The organism is Pseudobutyrivibrio sp. JW11, assembly GCF_900115355.1.
Taxonomy (GTDB): Bacteria; Bacillota; Clostridia; order Lachnospirales; family Lachnospiraceae; genus Pseudobutyrivibrio; species Pseudobutyrivibrio ruminis.
The window spans coordinates 477,453-495,490 of sequence record NZ_FOWB01000001.1; the positions used below are offsets into that span (position 1 = coordinate 477,453).

The 18,038-nt window shown below is 37.6% G+C and carries 14 protein-coding genes; 12 read left to right on the forward strand and 2 right to left on the reverse strand.

Features of this window, described 5'->3' with window-relative positions:
* The first annotated feature begins 35 nt into the window (after window positions 1-35).
* From BM102_RS02020 to pgmB, 5 genes are read left to right on the forward strand one after another with little or no spacing between them, the layout of a single operon-like run.
* Window positions 36-1,190, forward strand: coding sequence for a type 1 periplasmic-binding domain-containing protein (locus BM102_RS02020; RefSeq protein WP_090478428.1), 1,155 nt, complete (start codon window positions 36-38; stop codon window positions 1,188-1,190).
* Window positions 1,191-1,206: 16 nt separating this feature from the next.
* Window positions 1,207-2,187 (forward strand): ABC transporter permease, encoded by a 981-nt coding sequence (locus tag BM102_RS02025; RefSeq protein ID WP_090478431.1) that lies wholly within the window; start codon window positions 1,207-1,209, stop codon window positions 2,185-2,187.
* Window positions 2,184-3,659, forward strand: a complete 1,476-nt coding sequence (locus BM102_RS02030) for an alpha-L-rhamnosidase-related protein (protein WP_090478435.1) — start codon at window positions 2,184-2,186, stop codon at window positions 3,657-3,659. The genes BM102_RS02025 and BM102_RS02030 overlap by 4 nt, the downstream gene beginning before the upstream one ends.
* 11 nt (window positions 3,660-3,670) lie before the next feature.
* Window positions 3,671-5,428 (forward strand): glycoside hydrolase family 3 protein, encoded by a 1,758-nt coding sequence (locus tag BM102_RS02035; RefSeq protein ID WP_090478440.1) that lies wholly within the window; start codon window positions 3,671-3,673, stop codon window positions 5,426-5,428.
* A gap of 1 nt (window position 5,429) precedes the next feature.
* On the forward strand, window positions 5,430-6,065 hold the full coding sequence (gene pgmB, locus BM102_RS02040; protein WP_090478443.1) for a beta-phosphoglucomutase: 636 nt from the start codon (window positions 5,430-5,432) through the stop codon (window positions 6,063-6,065).
* Between the two features lie 20 nt (window positions 6,066-6,085).
* Here pgmB and BM102_RS02045 read toward each other — a convergent pair whose 3' ends face one another.
* Window positions 6,086-7,300: a helix-turn-helix transcriptional regulator gene (locus BM102_RS02045; protein WP_090478444.1), complete on the reverse strand. Its 1,215-nt coding sequence runs from the start codon at window positions 7,298-7,300 to the stop codon at window positions 6,086-6,088.
* A gap of 113 nt (window positions 7,301-7,413) precedes the next feature.
* Between BM102_RS02045 and BM102_RS02050 the strand changes: the two genes are divergently transcribed.
* Genes BM102_RS02050 through BM102_RS02065 form a run of 4 tightly spaced genes read left to right on the forward strand, consistent with a single transcriptional unit; the run spans window position 7,414 to window position 13,262 of the window.
* Window positions 7,414-8,706, forward strand: a complete 1,293-nt coding sequence (locus BM102_RS02050) for a glycoside hydrolase family 1 protein (protein ID WP_090478447.1) — start codon at window positions 7,414-7,416, stop codon at window positions 8,704-8,706.
* 11 nt (window positions 8,707-8,717) lie between these two features.
* Window positions 8,718-10,175, forward strand: coding sequence for an MFS transporter (locus BM102_RS02055; RefSeq protein ID WP_074790245.1), 1,458 nt, complete (start codon window positions 8,718-8,720; stop codon window positions 10,173-10,175).
* Window positions 10,176-10,180: 5 nt separating this feature from the next.
* A complete protein-coding gene (locus tag BM102_RS02060; RefSeq protein ID WP_090478449.1) occupies window positions 10,181-11,041 on the forward strand; it encodes a sugar phosphate isomerase/epimerase family protein in 861 nt (286 codons plus the stop codon).
* Window positions 11,031-13,262: a family 78 glycoside hydrolase catalytic domain gene (locus BM102_RS02065; RefSeq protein ID WP_090478452.1), complete on the forward strand. Its 2,232-nt coding sequence runs from the start codon at window positions 11,031-11,033 to the stop codon at window positions 13,260-13,262. Before BM102_RS02060 ends, BM102_RS02065 begins: the two co-directional genes overlap by 11 nt.
* A 19-nt stretch (window positions 13,263-13,281) precedes the next feature.
* Here BM102_RS02065 and BM102_RS02070 read toward each other — a convergent pair whose 3' ends face one another.
* Complete coding sequence (locus BM102_RS02070) at window positions 13,282-14,196, reverse strand: AraC family transcriptional regulator (protein WP_242942891.1); 915 nt, start codon at window positions 14,194-14,196, stop codon at window positions 13,282-13,284.
* 160 nt (window positions 14,197-14,356) lie between these two features.
* Here BM102_RS02070 and BM102_RS02075 point away from each other — a divergent pair, with 160 nt between their 5' ends.
* From BM102_RS02075 to rhaB, 3 genes are read left to right on the forward strand one after another with little or no spacing between them, the layout of a single operon-like run.
* Window positions 14,357-15,778, forward strand: coding sequence for an arabinose isomerase (locus BM102_RS02075; RefSeq protein WP_090478457.1), 1,422 nt, complete (start codon window positions 14,357-14,359; stop codon window positions 15,776-15,778).
* Window positions 15,779-15,791: 13 nt separating this feature from the next.
* The gene (gene rhaD / locus BM102_RS02080; protein ID WP_090478459.1) at window positions 15,792-16,637 is read left to right on the forward strand and encodes a rhamnulose-1-phosphate aldolase; all 846 of its coding nucleotides are present in this window, start codon (window positions 15,792-15,794) and stop codon (window positions 16,635-16,637) included.
* Window positions 16,637-18,010 (forward strand): rhamnulokinase, encoded by a 1,374-nt coding sequence (rhaB, locus tag BM102_RS02085; RefSeq protein ID WP_090478462.1) that lies wholly within the window; start codon window positions 16,637-16,639, stop codon window positions 18,008-18,010. Before rhaD ends, rhaB begins: the two co-directional genes overlap by 1 nt.
* Window positions 18,011-18,038 lie beyond the last annotated feature (28 nt).

An 18,038-nucleotide genomic window follows, 5' to 3' on the forward strand; every position in this document is an offset into this window, starting at 1 on the left:
TTAAAAATAATGGTTAATTATGGAGGGATTTGAAGATGAAAAAAAGATTTGCAAAACTCATTAGCTTAGCACTTGTTGGTGTAATGAGCGTTGGCGTTTTGGCAGGATGCGGTAATTCTAAGGACACAGCATCTGCATCAAAGGACGGGGTTAAAATTGGTGTTCTCGTAGCTGATGTAAGTGGTGAGGAAGCTCTCGGTTTCAGAAACTATTATGAAGAGTATATTCAGAACAACTATGACGTAACTTTCGAATATACAGATGCTCTTGAAAGTGCAGAAGATGAGAAGGCTGCAATTGAGAAATTTGCATCTAAGGGATATGACGCAATCATTTCTCTTTCAAGCTCAGATAGAGCACAGCAGATTGAGACATGTGAAGAATATGGTGTTTATTATGCAATTGCATCTGGTGTTCTTGATGATGAGCAGTACGAACAGTACAAGGGTTATGAGCATTTTGTAGGTCAGATTGGACCATCAAACGAAACAGAGTTTGAAGCTGGAAAGGCTATGGGCGAGTACTACAAGGAGCAGGGTATCAGCACAGTTGCTATTTACGGCGCATTCATTCCAAATCCAATGCATGTATATCGTGCAGCAGGAATCATTGCAGGACTTGGTGATACATACGGTGGAACAGATGATATGAACGGCATGATTGGTCAGATTTTTGGAGATCAGGCTGTTGACCCATCAAAGATTGAAGGTGATGTAGAGGTAGTTGCTTACCTTCAGGGATATGGTGATACAACTACAGATGAGCTTAATGCAGCAATCCAGAAGGCTCCAGAAGCTTTCTTATCAGTTGGTATGGCTACAACATTCTTTGCTCAGACATTAGCTCAGAATGATATTCAGTTCGCTGATATTGATTCATTTACAGAAATGAATTTGGATTCTATGACAAATGGAACACTTACATATCTTGCTGGTAAGTATTCTTCATCAATTGGACCTGTATTTGCACTTGTTATGAATGCAGTAAATGGAAATGTAATCCGTGACAATGATGGAAATGCAGTTTCATTAAGCCAGGGATACCTTGTAGCAACAGATGTTGATTCGTTCAACGAATATTATGTAACAGATAACGGAGATACACCAATTTTTGATAAAGAATCACTTGATACAATCATCGGTGATGCAGTTACTTATGATGATGTAAAGGCTCTCGTAGAGTCAAAATAGTTTTTTGGAGGCAATTATGAGCACCCTTAAGAAGATAATACATTCATTGGCAATACCCGTTTTAGTAGCAGCAATACTTGAGGGACTTTGCCTTACACAGGGACAAAATATTATTACAAATGCAAAGAGTTTTGATAATTTTGTTGTTTACACAGCAATTGTCATGATTACAACAATGGCTCTTTCTATAAATCTAAATAGTGGACGATTTGATTTTTCGCTTGGTTCAATGGCAGCACTTTCATCAGTAATTGGAGCTGAAATAACATATTCAGCTCTTGCTGGTGGAAAGGGCTCTGCAGTGATGATGCTTATTGTAACAGTAGCTGTGGGATGCTTATTGGGATTACTCTCAGGAGCTATCTACGTTGCACTGCGTTTACCACCTATTATCACATCACTTGGTGTGACTCTTATTTACGAGGGAATCATGTACACAATCACAGGTGGAAAATACCTTATGAAAGAGGTACAGAATTCATCTATGTCCGCTTTTGCTAATACTTGGGTTTATGCATTTATTATCATTCTTGTGGTGCTCATATTTATGGTTGTTGTATTTGAAAAGACAACATTCGGATATGATTACGCAGCTCTGAAAAGTGGACAGAAGGTTTCAATAAACACTGGTATTAACGAAGTGAAAAATGCGCTGATCTGCTATGGAATATGCGGAGCATTAATGGGACTTGTAGGCTTCTTAAATGCTGCAAGAAACACAACAATCAATGGTGGACAGCTAAACTTCGGAAGTATTGCAATCATGTTTACAGCATTTCTTCCAATGTTTATTGGTGGATATATCAGCCAGTACTGCAATGAAAAAATGGGATTTTTGCTTGCAGCAGTTTGTATGTCACTCTTGAATTCCACATTTGCTGTTTTTTCAAATCAAGTAACAGCTTCCATGCAATCAATTATAAATGCCGTACTTCTAGTGGTATTTTTGATTTATTTAAACAATATTAACGTGATAAAGAGAATATTTAAAAGATGAGAAATGAAAAATTATTGAAGACAGCTTTAGGTTTATTGCCAAAGCTGATTTATAAGGATGTAAGTCCTATAAATATGACTGAGACTCAGTATCTTTCAAAGGGAGATAGCATAATAATTGATTTTGGTGACCATCAGGTGGGAAGATTAGCTTTCGATTTGAAATCTGTTGGTTCGCATGCTGATGCACCTGCTTTTCTCAAAATTCATTTTGCAGAAAGAGAAATCGAGTTATATGAGAATCCTGCTGAATATAAAGGATGGATAAGTGCCTCATGGATTGAGGAAGAGCAAATTCACGTAGATGTTATTCCATCAAGAGTATCACTAGAAAGAAGATATTCATTTAGATATGTAAAAATTGAAGTTTTAGATATAAGTGATAAATTCAAGCTTTATTTGGACAATGTGGTGTGCACTAGCGAATCTTCAGCTGACGATTCTAAGCTTGTTCCACTTAATTCTGATAATCAGTTACACAAGGATCTTGATAGAGTTGCTATCAAAACTCTTCATGATTGTATGCAGCTGGTTTTTGAAGATGGACCAAAGAGAGATAGACGTCTTTGGATTGGTGATTTAAGAATGCAAGCCTTGGCTAATTATGAGACATATCGTAATTACGATTTAGTAAAGGAGTGTCTGTATCTTTTTGGCGCTCTTACAAACAATGAGGATAGAGTGGGAGCTTGCATATTCCTTGAACCAGAGCCAGAAGTGGATGACACTTTCATGTTTGATTACTCTTTGTTCTTTATTAACACATTATTAGATTATTACAAGCAGACAGATGATGTACAGGCTGTAAATGATTTGTGGCATGTATGTAAAAGACAAATTGAGCTGGCAAAAGAAAATCTTGATGAAAACTATGTTGTAAGGGATTCCGACAAGCTAGGTTGGTGCTTTGTAGATTGGAACCTCATGCTTAACAAGCAGGCTAGTGCTCAGGGAATATTCCTTTATGCTTTGGAGGCAGCAATTGAGCTTGCTCAGATTACAGGAGATGTAATGGCAGAAGAAGAGTATGCCCAGGATTATCTCAAATTAAAATCAGCAGCTAATAGCTTTTTATTTGATGAGGAAAAGAAGCTATATGTTTCTGGTGCAGACCGACAGGTATCCTATGCATCTCAGGTATGGATGATTCTTGGTGGAGCTGTAGAAGGAAATGGCGCTGTTAAGCTTATTGAGCGTTTGCGCCAGGAAGAAAGCGCTCTAACAATGGTTACCCCATACATGTTCCATAACTTTGTAGAAGCTTTGATTATGATTGGTGAAAAGGATCAGGCTTTGAAGGAAATGGAAGAACACTGGGGTGGAATGCTTAAGGAAGGGGCAGATACATTCTGGGAATTATACAATCCTAAGAATCCAAATGAGTCTCCTTATGGTGGAACAATAGTAAATAGCTATTGCCACGCATGGAGCTGTGGTCCTACATATTTCTTAAGAAAATATTTTTGTAATTAACGAGGTTATAAATGTCAAAGATAGATTTTAAGGGAAATCCCTTTTATTTAGATGATGAGGCTGTAAAGTGGGTTGAATCTACCTTTAGCGAGATGTCGCTTGAGGATAAGTGTGGACAGGTATTCTGTCCAATGGGATTCAGCAGTGATGATGGAGTTCTCAATCACATTGTAGGAGATATAAAGGTAGGGGGGATGATGTATCGAAGTGGCAGAGCCGAGGAGATACAGAATACTCACAGAAAAATTCAATCAATCGCAAAGGTGCCACTTCTCCTTGCTGCCAATACTGAGGCAGGAGGAGATGGTTTGGCTTTTGAGGGAACATCCTTTGGAAAGCCTATGGCAGTAGCTGCAACAGCAGATAGCGAATATGGCTACAAAATGGGATATGTTGCCTGCAAAGAAGGTGCAGCTCTTGGTATGAATTGGTCTTTTGCACCAATCGTTGATATTAACAAGGAGTTTCATAATCCAATTACAAATGTAAGAACATTTGGAGACAATCCACAGATGGTGGTTGACTTTGCCAGCAGATATATGGATGGTGCTGATGAGAATAATGTGGCAGTTGCCATCAAACATTTTCCAGGAGATGGTATCGATGAGCGAGATCAACATATTCTTACAAGCATCAATAGCCTTTCTGTAGAGGAATGGGATGAGACCTTTGGATATGTATATAAGTCACTTATTGATAAGGGGGCTAAGACAGTTATGGTTGGCCATATAGCTTGCCCTGCCTATGTTCGTAAATACGATAATGGTGCTTCAAGAGAAAAACAGTTACTTCCTGCATCATTGTCTTATGAATTACTTACCAAATTGCTTAGACAGCAGCTAGGATTTAATGGCTTGATTTCTACAGATGCCACACCTATGGTTGGATTTACAGCTGCTATGAAGAGAGAACTTGCAATTCCTACTGCCATCCAAAATGGATGCGACATGATTCTTTTCAATAAGAGCTTAGAAGAGGATTATGGATTCCTTATGGATGGTGTGAAAAATGGAATCCTTAAGGAAGAAAGATTAGACGAAGCAGTTCTTAGAATACTTGCTACAAAGGCTTCTTTAGGGCTTCACAAAAAGCAGGCAGAAGGAACTCTTGTGCCAGGCAAAGATGCTTTGGCTGTAGTAGGTTGTGAGGAGCATAGAAGGATGGCAAAGGAAGTTGCAGATAAGGCCATCACACTTGTCAGAGATGAAGCAAGTTTACTTCCGCTTTCTGCAAAAAGATATAAGCGAATTTATTTGAATGTTATCGATAGAAATGATGATCCGAATAGCGATTTTGTAAAGATGTGGAAGGAAAAGCTTGAAGCAGAGGGCTTTGAAGTCAAGGTTAGAGACAGACGCATTCGAGTTTCTGTAATGGATTTTGCAGATCCAAGCAGAATGACTCCAGAAAAGCAGGCTCTTATGAATGAAATGTACAGAAGCGTTGCAGATATGAAGGCTGATTATGATTTATATCTGTATGTATGCAATATGGAGAATGCATCAAATAATACAACACTCAGACTAAACTGGAACGTATTGTTTGGACTGGGAGATGACGCTCCATGGCATGCCAGCGAAATTCCTATGCTTATGGTTTCTACAGCATACCCATATCATCTGTTTGATGCACCAATGATGAAAACATATATCAATACTTATAGTGGCAATGAGGAATTTGTTACTTCTTGTATTGATAAACTTATGGGCCGCTCAAGCTTCAAGGGAATCAGCCCGGTAGACCCACTATGTGGAAAGGACTATATATAAAATGGAAATCAAGGGAATTATATTCGATTTAGATGGTGTTATTTGCAGCACTGATGAATATCATTATCAGGCCTGGAAGAAAATGGCTGACCATGAGGGGATTTATTTTGATAGAAAAATAAATGAAAGACTTCGTGGTGTTTCTAGAGCTGCCAGCCTGGAGATAATTCTGGAGAAAGCTGACAAGCAGTATTCAGACGAAGAAAAGCTTGAGATGATGACAAAGAAAAATGATTTATATAAAGAGCTTTTGTCATCAATGACAGAAAGGGATGTATCGTCAGAGGTATTAGATACTTTAAATGCACTTAGAGCAAAAGGTTTAAAGCTTGCTATTGGTTCATCATCCCAAAACACTAAGCTGATTTTAAGTCGCATTGGCCTTTTGGATTTCTTTGACGGAATATCTGATGGAACAATAATTTCTCAGTCAAAGCCTAATCCAGAGGTTTTCATTAAGGCTGCCGGTATTCTTCAATTAAGGAATGAATATTGTTTTGTTGTTGAAGATGCTGAAGCTGGAATTGACGCAGCAGTAGCTGGTGGATTTCACAGCATAGGAATAGGCAGTGCTAGCAGTTATGACAAGGCTGAGTATAAAATAAATAGCTTTAGAGAGATTATCAATCTAGTATAAGTGTATAGTCTGTAGGATATTTAACTATCTATGTTTTTATTATTCCTGTACTCAAAAGGGGTGCAGGAATATTTTTCTTTAAATAATTTCGTGTAATAGCTTTGATTCGCGAAGCTAAAAAAATCCGATATTTCTTCTATTGTTGCATTTGAATAAAGCAGTAATTGGGTACTTCTCTGTAGTTTTATACTATTGATGTAATCAGGGATAGATACACCGACCTCTTTTCGAAAGCATTTCGAAAGCCAACGTTCGGAAACATTACATATGTCTGCCAGTATAGATAAGTTTAATTTTTTTTGCACATGAGAATTTATATAAGACACACAATTGGAAATCATAGGTGAATAACCTTTCTCAACTGTGGCATGGTTATTTACAACTTCTGAGATGGCGGCAATAAGCTCTACATAATAAGGTCTCACATCAAAATAAGTTGGCGCTGAGTCAACTCTCTGACATATTATTTCAGCAATCACATTTACAGCATCTTCTCCAACACCACTACGGATTGCTTCCTGACAAATCTTGTTGGCGACTACCATAAAAACATATTTTGTTTGGCGATCGTGATCCAAGGACATTTTCGTAAAGGAATACTGATTTGGTTCTGAAAACTTTTTAAATAAGTCCTCAATGACTGGAATTCCATCCATGGCGAAGTAAGAGTATAAGTCGTTATTAATGGATTCAGGGCTACTGTAATTCTTATCCTCGGTATCAAGATTATTAACTTCTAGAAGAGATTGGAGATTTTGTAAAGGCTCATTCGATGCAATTATTTCATCAACTAAAATATTAGATTTATCCAGCTCTTTGGCAGTGTTTATAAAGTAAGCTAAACAAAGTGCATTTTTTAATTCTTCTATGGAAATAAGCTTGCTTTGTTTTATGTTTAGCTTAATTGCTTCCTTGTCCTTGCTATATGGCTTTCCAAAGAAAAAGTGATTTATAAATTCATCACTATGCTCTTGAGGCAAACAGGGACCAAGAATTAAAAAACTATAATCGGATAGCTTTGAAATGGCAATAAAAATAGATGGTTCTTCAATGATAATTAGTGGGGTATTTATATCGTGTCCTTCATTATTAAATCTTGAGACTACATATTTCATCAAACTAGGCATAGGTATGTCTGGAATGGAATAAGAGATTTCGGTGTGAGTATTGTATATGCAAAATGGAATATTGATGGTAGATTGCAATGATTCTAATAACTGTAATCTGTGGGACATTTGTATTCTTCCTGTTCAGTGTACTAATTTAATAAAATATGTACAATTTTATTATTTGTATATCCCGCTGTCAAATATAATTAACCCATAATACAAAAGGGGGACAGGTATTTATGTTATTTAACAAAGATTTTATGTTAGGTGCAGCAACAGCGGCTCATCAGGTAGAAGGAAACAATGTAGGTAGCGATTATTGGATTATGGAGAATCTTGAACATTCTGTTTTTGTAGAAAAATCTGGATTAGCCGTAGATCATTACAACAGATATGAAGAAGATATCGACTTGTTAAAGCAATCAGGGCTTAATGCATATAGATTTTCCATTGAATGGGCAAGGATTGAGCCTGTAGAAGGTCAGTGGAATGAAAAGGAAATGGAGCACTATATTAAGGTGATTGACTACTGTCTTGCAAACGGAATTGAACCGGTAGTTACCTATCATCATTTCTCGTCACCAGCATGGCTAATAACTAAGGGTGGCTGGGAATCGCCAGATGTGGTTAGATATTTTGAAAGATATGCCAAATATGTAACAGAACATGTTGCAGGTAAAGTTAAATATGTATGCACAATTAATGAAGCAAATATGCGTCTTCAGATGGCCTTTTTAATTAAGGATATTACGGAAAGAATGTCTAAGCAGTCAGAAATTCAAAATCAGGAAGGCTCAGTACAGGTTGGAGTAAATCTTTCTCAGAATCAATCACAGATGATGATGTCTATGATGGAAACAGCAAAAGCATTTAATATAGATGATCCTAGAAAGGTAGCAAATTTCGTTTCACAAGCTAGTGAAGAAGGAGATTTGCTTGTAATGAAAGCCCATAATGCTGCACGAAATGCAATTAAATCAGTTGATCCTAGTATACAGGTTGGATTGACTCTTTCTCTTCATGACATCCAATGTGTAGATGGTGGTGAAGAGAACGCAAAGAAAGCATGGGATGATGAATTCACACACTATCTTCCATATATTGAAAAGGACGATTTCCTTGGAGTTCAGTGTTATACAAGAAAGATATTTGATGCTAATGGAGCAAACTCAACACTAGAAACAGGACCAAAAACTCAGATGGGATATGAAGACTATCCAATGGGAATTGTAAATGTTGTTAGAAGATGTGCTGAAGAATTCAAAGGCGCTATTATCGTTACTGAAAATGGAATAGCAACATCGGATGATGAAAGAAGATGTGAGTTTATAAAAGAAGCATTGACAGGACTTAATGATTGCATTACCGAGGGCATTAAATTAAAGGGCTATTTTGCCTGGTCATTACTAGATAATTTCGAATGGCAGAAGGGATTTTCAATGACATTTGGATTAATCTCTGTTGACAGAAATACAATGGAAAGAACACCGAAAAACAGCCTAAAAGTACTTGGTAGCTTTATTGAAGCATAGAGAGGTTTATTATGACATCGAATATAACAACAAATATAGAAAACAATATTTATAGAAAAGCAAAAAACTGGCAAATAGCACTTACAACAATAAATTCAGGTGGAGCAATGTGTTTTTACATGCTCTTAACATATGCAAGTTATGTGGCCAATGTTGGTTATGGAATTGCAACTGCACTTGTTGGCTTTTTGTTGACAGCGACAAGAATATTTGATGGATTCATTAATCCGTTTATAGCAATGTTAATAGATAAGACTATGACAAAATATGGAAAAATTCGTTTATTCTTGCTGGCAGGTTGGGGTCTAGAAAGTTTGGCAATCTTTATGCTCTATATATGGTGCTCAGGAAAAGGCCATGGAATTGTTTTGTTTACAATGATGTATTTAGTTTACATTGTGGGATACACAATGAACAATGTTGCAGGTATGATAGCTGGACCTGTTATGACAAATGATCCAAACCAAAGACCAATCGTTGGTGTGTGGGGAACGGTATATAATTATTTCGCACCAATGATAATGACTGTATTTTTTACTGTTGTTTTACTCCCTAGATACAATAATGAATATACAGTAGAGATGCTTGCGGCATGTGCGACAGTGACAATTGTTATATCATTCGTATTTACGATACTTGCTTGTATTGGTATATCAGAGGCTGATAAGCCAGAAAACTTTGGAACAGATAGCCAGGGCGCAAGCGAAAAGGTAAAAGTAAAAGATATGATAAAGCTGTTGAAATCAAACAAGGCTTTGCAGATGTACATTGTAGCAGGAGCTACAGATAAGCTTGCACAGCAGACTGCTAGTCAATCTATTATTACAACAATGCTATTTGGTATTTTAATTGGAAATATGCAATTATCAACAATATTGAATGTAGTTGCGATGTTGCCATCTATTGCTTTTGCAATTTTTGGAGCAAGATATGCAGGTAAACATGGTAGCAAAGAAGCTCTTTATTTTTGGACAGGAATTTGTATGGCGTTTTCCATATTATTGGCAGCATTTATGTATATTGTGGATATGAGAAAAGTGACTGTTGAAATACTCCCTACTGCAATATTTTTTGTGATTACATTATTAGTTAATGGTGCAAAGATGTGTGTAACAACAGCCACATCTTCTATGAGCGGCGATGTAATTGATTATGAAATGGCTCGTTCAGGAAAATATATGCCTGCAGTTGTTACAGGAACATATAACTTTTTTGATAGAATTCTTTCATCACTTGGAGCAGTTTTGGCAACTTCGCTAATAGCGTTAATCGGTTATACATCTACAATGCCACAGCCAACAGATACACCAAGTCTTGCAATTAAAAATATGACAATATTCATATATATTGGACTACCATTTATTGGTTGGATTTGTAATCTATTTGCAATGAAGCTTTCTCCTATATCTAAAGAAGAAATGGTAAGGATTCAGGAAAAGATAGCAGAACAGAAAGCGAAAGTGAAATAAGAGTAATGAATAATTTAGCTGTGCAACAGATAATGATTGGATCTGCATGTAAAGATGAGAAGACAACGTTAAGTACTTTGAAACGAATAAAACAGGTTGGTTACGATGGAATAGAATTGAATCTATTTATGATTGAGAGTACACCATTTATAGTTCGATTACTTACAAAAATGGCAGGTATGCCGGTTGGTAAGGGGGCCAATATATATTGGCCCGATATGCTAAAGGAAAGTAGACTTAAAGCTACTAGTCTTCATGCCGATTTAGGAAGTTTGGAAAATAGAATTGATGAAGTTATTTCAAAGGCGAGAGAATTAGACACAAACAAAATAGTAATAACTGGAATGTACAGATTTGATTATGGTAATTATGATGATGTAAAGTCTTTAGCAAAAAGATTGGACAAAGTAGGCGCGAGACTACATGAATCAGATTTGCAATTACTATATCACAACCATAATGTGGAATTTTTGAAGGTTGATAATAAATATACGGCATATGAAATCATACTTAAGGAGACGGATCCTGATTTGGTTAAGGTAGAATTTGATTCATATTGGCCTGCAGAAGCTGGTGTTGATTTTATTCCATTGATGGAACAACTGGGTGAGCGATTGGTTCTTTATCACATTAACGATAGAGGGACAAGATTAAAAAAAGTTCCAATTACTCCAATTCTTAAATCAGATTCAATAGAGTTAGGGCATGGTAATATGCCATTAAAAAGGATTCTTGGGTTGGACTGTATAAAAAATGTTGATGCAATTATTCTTGAGAGCCATAGAAATTGGGTCAACAATAATCCCATTGAATCTTTGGAGAAAAGTATAGCATTTTTGCAGGAGAATTATTCTAATGAACATTAGCGGAATACTAAAATCGAACTTAGTACGTTGGATAGAACCAGAAAAGGAAATTGATACAGAAAAAAGACAAAGACCAAAGTGGGTAGAAAAGTCTTTTGATGTAAAAACTATAAATGGTAACGAGGAACTATTTATCACAGCCCATGGATGCTATGAGGCATACATTAATAATCATAGAGTAGGAGACTTTGTTTTTGCTCCAGGCACATCTGAATATGAAAAGGAACTATATGTTCAAAGGTATAACGTTTCAGGTCTTTTGAGAAAGGGTAATAACACAATAAAAGTATTGCTTGGAGATGGTTGGTATCGAAGTGCAGCAGGTGTTACTGGCGCAAGAAATCTTTTTGGAACCCATATAGGGCTTTTGGCATGGATTTCTTCGGAAGATACTATTATTGTGAAGACTGATAATACATGGGAGACTTATCCTCATTCTGAAATTGTGTCTGCTGATATGTGTCAGGGAGAAGTAATTGATTGTTCTAAAACCGTACAAGAAAACAAATCACATGTGTACGAGAAGAACTATTCCTTTAACAATCTAATATTTACTGATAATCCTCATATTGTTGAGAAGGAAAGATTTAAGGGAAAGCAAATAAAAACTCCATCTGGAAAAACGGTCATAGATTTTGGTCAAAATATTGCAGGATATGTTCAGATGACATTTAATGCAAAGTCTGGTCAAAAAATCATATTGACTCATGGTGAAACTCTAGATGAAAATGGTGAGTTTACTATTGAAAATTTTCAACCTGGAGAACGACACAAAGAAGGTGGTATTTTTCAAAGAATTGAGTATACAGCTCATGATGGCAAAAATACTTACAAGCCTCATTTTTCTATCTTTGGATTCAGATATTGCTTGATAGAAACAGATATTTCGTTAGAGGACGCAGAATTTGAGGCAATAGCTGTATATTCAGATATGGAAGAAACAGCAAGCTTTGAGTCAAGCAATGAAAAGCTCAATACTTTGTTCAAAAATGCAATGTGGAGCATGAAAGGAAATTTCTGCGATATACCAACGGATTGTCCGACTAGAGAAAGAGCAGGTTGGACTGGTGACGCAGGGATTTTCGTGAATACTGGTCTATATTTAATGGATTGTAGACGAATTTATGAAAAATGGCTGGCAAGTTGCAGAGCAAATCAATATAAATCTGGAGCTGTTAGAAATATCGTACCAAGAAACAATGAGGAAAGTTTCTTTGGAAAGCTTTTATCTGCATCTGCTGGATGGGGAGATGCAATTATTATTGTTACACACACTTTGTATAAGAGATATGGTGAGCAGTCGATTATTCGTGAAAACTATGAGGCAATGAAAAAGTGGCTCATGTTTCTCAGAAAAAGAGCTAAAAAAGGCTGTATAAAAAAACTTCTTAGCGGCAGTTTAGACAGTTTTTATGATGTTACATCAGGACTTGATTATGGAGAATGGGCTGAACCAGATATAGAATTTGCAAGTGGAGTAGATATGAAAGGTAAGAGTGGAGTCGCAACTGCTTATTTAAGCTACTCTGCGAGGCTCTTAGCTGAAATGGCGGATATCATTGGAAAGCATGAAGATGCAAAAGAATTTTTGAAGATAAGCCAAGGAGCAAAAAAAGCATATCAGCACCGTTTTATTTCAAATGGTATTATTGTGTCAGACCGCCAAAAGGATTATGTAAGGCCGATTGCATTTGGCCTTTTAGAAGAGAAGGACATAAGTGCCAATGCTAAAAAACTAAATGCCTTAGTTGAAAAGATGGATTTTCATTTAAATACAGGCTTTTTATCGACACCTTTTTTATGCAAAGTGCTTGCCGATAACGGTTATGTAGAAACTGCTTACAAGCTACTTTTGCAGGAAACAAAACCAAGTTGGCTATATGAGGTAAATCAAGGCGCTACAACCGTTTGGGAAACATGGGATGGAAAAGCATCTCAAAACCATTACAGCTATGGAGCAATTTGTGAATGGTTGATAGAGGGTGTTTGTGGTCTACGATACACATTTGATGAACTAGTATTAAAGCCACTACCAAGTAAAAAGTTACAATTCGCGAAGGTCTCTTATAAATCTGAAAAAGGAGTCATAAAAGTAGGCTGGCAATATGAGGGTGATAAATGTCTTTATAGTGTAAATTTGCCTGATGGTTTATCTGGAAAATTGATAAAGCCTAATGGTGAAGAGGTAATAGTTCAAGGAAGCTATATTTGTGAATTATAATAGGTTAAAAAAATCTGTCTTATCGCCCTGATCTAATTCTATATTCTTTAGGCGATAGACCATATTTGGCTTCGAAGATTCTGTAGAAATATGCAGAGTTTTCGTAGCCAATTTTTTTTATGATTTTTTCTGTTGTAAGAGTAGTGTTTTCTAATAAGTATGCAGCTTCCTGAAGGCGACGCTGCTGAAGAAGCTGCTTGAAATTCAGGCCGGTATTTTTTTTCAAAATTCTGCTAAGATATGCGGTTGAATACCCTGTTAGCTGAGCCAGTTCATCCAGTGTGCCATTGTCAAAATGGGTATCAATGTATTCAAGGGCTTGAATTGTGATTGAGTTACTGCCACGGCTCATATCAGTCAAAGTATCTGATGAGAGAGTACAAAGATTCATCAGAAGCAAATCCATTGTGGACATGGCGATAGTGTTCATATCATTTTTGTGATAGGTGAGGGTCCAAATTAAGTTCTCTAATAAATTTTCAACAGGTAGTATGCCCTTGGCATGATATAGAAGATAGTCATTATAATTTTTTCTTTCTGAAAGGGATGCTACGATAAAATCTCTCAAAATATCATTTCTATCATAGAAAACCTGCGTACGGGAAAAGAATTCAGGAAGAATAATAAAGTTAATCGCAATATCATCTTTGCCACATGGCTCTATATCATGTCTTGCGTGTCTGTTCAAAAGTAATATATCACCCTCATGTAAAGTTAAAGTTTCGCCATCCACAAAATGAGTTGTCAGTTGTCCCTTTAGCATACAAACCATTTCTATATAGTTGTGTCTATGTGTAGGGAAATATGCAAATCTGGTGTGAGGTCGAATGTCGATTAGCTTTCCTTGTGCCAGAAGCTTTCCTGAATCTACAACAAATTCATCCTCAGAGGTATACAGCTCTTTTCTAATGCTGGTATCCCCTTCAAGAATCATTTTCTCCTCGTCTGTTATTCGGTTTAGAAGTTCATAAATATCATTTCTCATAATGTCAAATAAGGTCCCATAACATATAATCTGCTGTTCTAGTTACATTGATAAAATCATTATATTATAGGCTTAAATAAAGAGCAAATAAAGTTCTAGGAGGGTTAAGATGTTAGTAGAAACAAAAGCAAGAGTGGGTGTGTTTTCTATCGCCCTTGGCGCATATTTACCACAGTTTCCATCGTTGGTACCAGAATTTGAAAAGCAGTTTGAGGATTTTAAAAAGTCAATTCCGGATACTGTAGAAATAATCGATGGCGGTGTGGTTACAACAAAGGAGCAGTCACAGGCCGCAGGAGATAAGTTTAGAGCAGCAGATGTAGATTTAGTTTTCATGCAGCTTCTAACTTATGCTACAAGCTACAACATGCTTCCAGCAGTAAAGGATTTAGATGTTCCTGTAGTGCTTGTGAATATACAGAAGCTTAAGGCACTTGATTATGATACAGCTGGTACAGCAGAGTGGCTTGGAGAGGCCTATGCTTGCGGTGCAGTTGGTGAAATGGTGGCAGATCTTAATCGCTATGGTAAGCGCAGCGCTGTAATCACAGGTGTTGTAGAAGGTGGCGATGAAAATGTCGCAAAAGAAATAAATGAGTGGTGTCTTGCAGCAAATTGCCGTCGCAGATTCAGAGATACAAATATTGCCCAGATTGGAAGACCATATCCAGGCATGATGGATTTATATATCGATGAGTCAAATCTTTACAGAAGAATGGGGCTTTACACAAAGCAGTTTGACTGGGAAAAGATTTGGGCTATCGCAGATGATATTACAGACGAGACCGTTATTAAAGCAAAGGCTGAGGACATCTTAAATACATTCGATATTGTCGGTGGTGGAGATGTAGATAAAGTCTGGGAGATGGCAAAGTACGTTGTTGCCTTTGAACAGTGGGTTAAGGATGAGCAGCTTGGTCTCGTAGCATCTCACTATGATGGATTTGCTAAGGGAATTGCTGGAAAGGTGGACAGCCTTCTCATTCCGGCCTTCTCTATGTTGATAAAGCAGGGAACTGCTTGTGCTGTTGAAGGAGATATGAAGGTTGCTATGGCAATGAGCATTTTGAAGACTATCTCTGGTACAGGTCAGCTGGCAGAAATGTACACCATCGATTTCAACGATGACGTAACTCTTATTGGACATTCAGGATCTGGAGATGCAGCAATCTCACAGGCTAAGAAGCCAACTATGAAGATGATGGATGTGTTCCATGGTAAGACAGGCGGCGGGTATCTTACACAGTTCTATCCACCTACAGGACCTATCACTTACCTTGGTATCACACAGGATGGCGAAGGTCACTTCAAGTTCGTAGTTGCTGAGGGTGTCAACGAAGAAGGAAAGATTCTTCAGAACGGTGACACAATGATGCGTACAAGATTCAGCTGCAGCGCTGCAGAGTTTGTAACCAGATGGAGCGAGACTGGTCCTACACATCATTTTGGTGCAGCAGTTGGTCACCATATTGAAACAATCAAAAAAGTTGCAAAGGTATTTAACGTACCAGTTGAAGTAGTAGTTAGATAAAGGAGAAATAGAAATGAAAGTATTAGAAGCAAAGTTTGTAGAAGGTTTTATGAGAATGGCAAATGACGGCTGGGAGCAGGGCTGGCATGAGCGCAATGGCGGAAACCTTTCATATAGAATTAAGCCTGAGGAAGTAGACAGCGTAAAGGAAGAGTTTGTAGCAGGAGATTGGAGAGAAATCGGAACAGAAGTTAAGGATTTAGCAGGAGAGTATTTCCTTGTTACAGGTTCTGGAAAGTATTTTAGAAATGTAATTATTGATCCAACTGATTCTATCGGAATCATTGAAGTAGATGAGACTGGTAGTAAATACAGAATCGTATGGGGATTCGTAAATGGTGGCAGACCAACATCAGAACTTCCATCACACCTTATGAACCTTGAGGTTTGCAAGAAGAGAGATGCTGAAATTCGTGTTGTATATCATTGCCATCCAACAAATGTTATTGCTCTTACATATGTTCTTCCACTTGAGGATGAAATCTTCACAAGAGAAATCTGGGAGATGGCTACAGAGTGCCCAATCGTATTCTCTCAGGGAATCGGCGTAGTACCATGGATGGTTCCAGGCGGAAGAGATATTGCAGTTGCAACATCTGAAATCATGGCAACAAAGGATGTAGCTGTTTGGGCTCATCACGGAATGTTTGTATGCGGCACTGATTTTGATATTGCATTCGGCCTTATGCACACTGTAGAAAAGGCTGCAGAGGTTCTTGTAAAGGTTCTTTCTATGACAAACAAAAAGCGCCAGACAATTCAGCCAGATGAGTTTAGAGCATTAAATGCACCATTTGGCGTTCAGATTAATGAAGAATGCTTATACGAGAAGAAGAGCGATATTATTGGAGAAAGATAATGGTAAATTACTATTTAGCGGTAGATATTGGGGCATCTTCGGGCAGGCATATGCTTGCCCATCTTGAAGATGGCAAGGTGATTTTAGAGGAAATCCATCGATTTTCCAATGGAATGATTGAGGTGGATGGTCATAAGAGATGGGATATTGATGAGCTTTTTAGACAGATAATTATAGGCTTAAAGAAATGCAAGGAGCTTGGAAAAATCCCAACCTCAATGGGTATTGATACATGGGCAGTGGACTATGTTCTTTTAGATGAAAATGATAATGTGGTTCGACCATGCTTTGGATATCGCGATAGCAGAACAGCTGGAATGGACGAAGAGGTTTATAAAATCATTCCTGAGGATAAGCTATATGAGCGCACTGGAATTCAAAAGGCTATTTTCAATACCATATATCAGCTTATGGCAGATAAAAAGGCGGGCTATCTTGAGAATGCCAATAGCTTCTTGATGGTTCCAGATTATCTGCACTATCTGCTGACAGGCGTTAAGTCAAATGAGTATACCAATTGCTCTACAACACAGCTCCTCAATCCAGAATCTAAGAGCTGGGACTATGAACTTATTGAGATGCTAGGCTTTAATAAGGATTTATTCGAAGAGATTAAGCAGCCAGGCGCATGCATTGGCGCATTTTCAGATTCAGTAAAGGCAGAAGTGGGATTCGACTGCAAAGTTGTGCTTCCACCTACTCACGACACTGCTTCAGCTGTATTTGCAGTTCCTAACACATCTGACAATGTACTATATATTTCTTCTGGTACATGGTCACTTTTAGGTAGCGAAAATATGCAAGCTATCTGCACAAAGGAAGCTATGGAAGCCAATTTCACAAATGAAGGTGGATATGATGGTAGATTCCGTTTCCTTAAAAACATCATGGGACTTTGGATGATTCAGTCCGTAAGAAATGAGCTGATTGCATCAGGACAGGAGTACTCTTTTGCTGAGCTTTGTGAAATGGCAGAGGCAGCAGATATAGATTCTATAGTGGATGCTAATGATGAAGTTTTCTTGGCGCCAGCTTCCATGATTGATGCAGTAAAGGATTACTGCAAACATCAAGGACAAAAGGTTCCTGAAACACCAGGAGAGCTGGCAAAGGTCATATATCAGTCTCTGGCTGTCTGCTATAAGATGGCCTGCTACGAGGTAGAAAAGATTACAGGCAAATATTTTAATATTATCAATGTAGTTGGCGGTGGCTCAAAGGCTGGATATTTGAATAAGCTCACAGCAGAAACTACAGGAAAAACAGTTGTTGCAGGTCCTTCAGAGGCCACAGCCCTTGGCAATATCGGTGCCCAAATGGTGGCGGCAGGTGAAGTGGCAGGGCTAAAGGAGTTTCGAAAGCTATTGGCATAAGTACATATATAATTGTAAAACCTCCCTT

Excerpts from the sequence above, each read along its gene's own strand:
- BM102_RS02075 (WP_090478457.1), top strand. The coding sequence starts at position 14,357 with ATGTTAGTAGAAACAAAAGCAAGAGTGGGTGTGTTTTCTATCGCCCTT.
- BM102_RS02035 (WP_090478440.1), top strand. The coding sequence starts at position 3,671 with ATGTCAAAGATAGATTTTAAGGGAAATCCCTTTTATTTAGATGATGAG.
- rhaD (WP_090478459.1), top strand. The coding sequence starts at position 15,792 with ATGAAAGTATTAGAAGCAAAGTTTGTAGAAGGTTTTATGAGAATGGCA.
- BM102_RS02065 (WP_090478452.1), top strand. The coding sequence starts at position 11,031 with ATGAACATTAGCGGAATACTAAAATCGAACTTAGTACGTTGGATAGAA.
- BM102_RS02025 (WP_090478431.1), top strand. The coding sequence starts at position 1,207 with ATGAGCACCCTTAAGAAGATAATACATTCATTGGCAATACCCGTTTTA.
- BM102_RS02020 (WP_090478428.1), top strand. The coding sequence starts at position 36 with ATGAAAAAAAGATTTGCAAAACTCATTAGCTTAGCACTTGTTGGTGTA.
- BM102_RS02045 (WP_090478444.1), bottom strand. The coding sequence starts at position 7,300 with ATGTCCCACAGATTACAGTTATTAGAATCATTGCAATCTACCATCAAT.
- pgmB (WP_090478443.1), top strand. The coding sequence starts at position 5,430 with ATGGAAATCAAGGGAATTATATTCGATTTAGATGGTGTTATTTGCAGC.
- BM102_RS02030 (WP_090478435.1), top strand. The coding sequence starts at position 2,184 with ATGAGAAATGAAAAATTATTGAAGACAGCTTTAGGTTTATTGCCAAAG.
- BM102_RS02070 (WP_242942891.1), bottom strand. The coding sequence starts at position 14,196 with ATGATTCTTGAAGGGGATACCAGCATTAGAAAAGAGCTGTATACCTCT.
- BM102_RS02060 (WP_090478449.1), top strand. The coding sequence starts at position 10,181 with ATGAATAATTTAGCTGTGCAACAGATAATGATTGGATCTGCATGTAAA.
- rhaB (WP_090478462.1), top strand. The coding sequence starts at position 16,637 with ATGGTAAATTACTATTTAGCGGTAGATATTGGGGCATCTTCGGGCAGG.
- BM102_RS02055 (WP_074790245.1), top strand. The coding sequence starts at position 8,718 with ATGACATCGAATATAACAACAAATATAGAAAACAATATTTATAGAAAA.
- BM102_RS02050 (WP_090478447.1), top strand. The coding sequence starts at position 7,414 with ATGTTATTTAACAAAGATTTTATGTTAGGTGCAGCAACAGCGGCTCAT.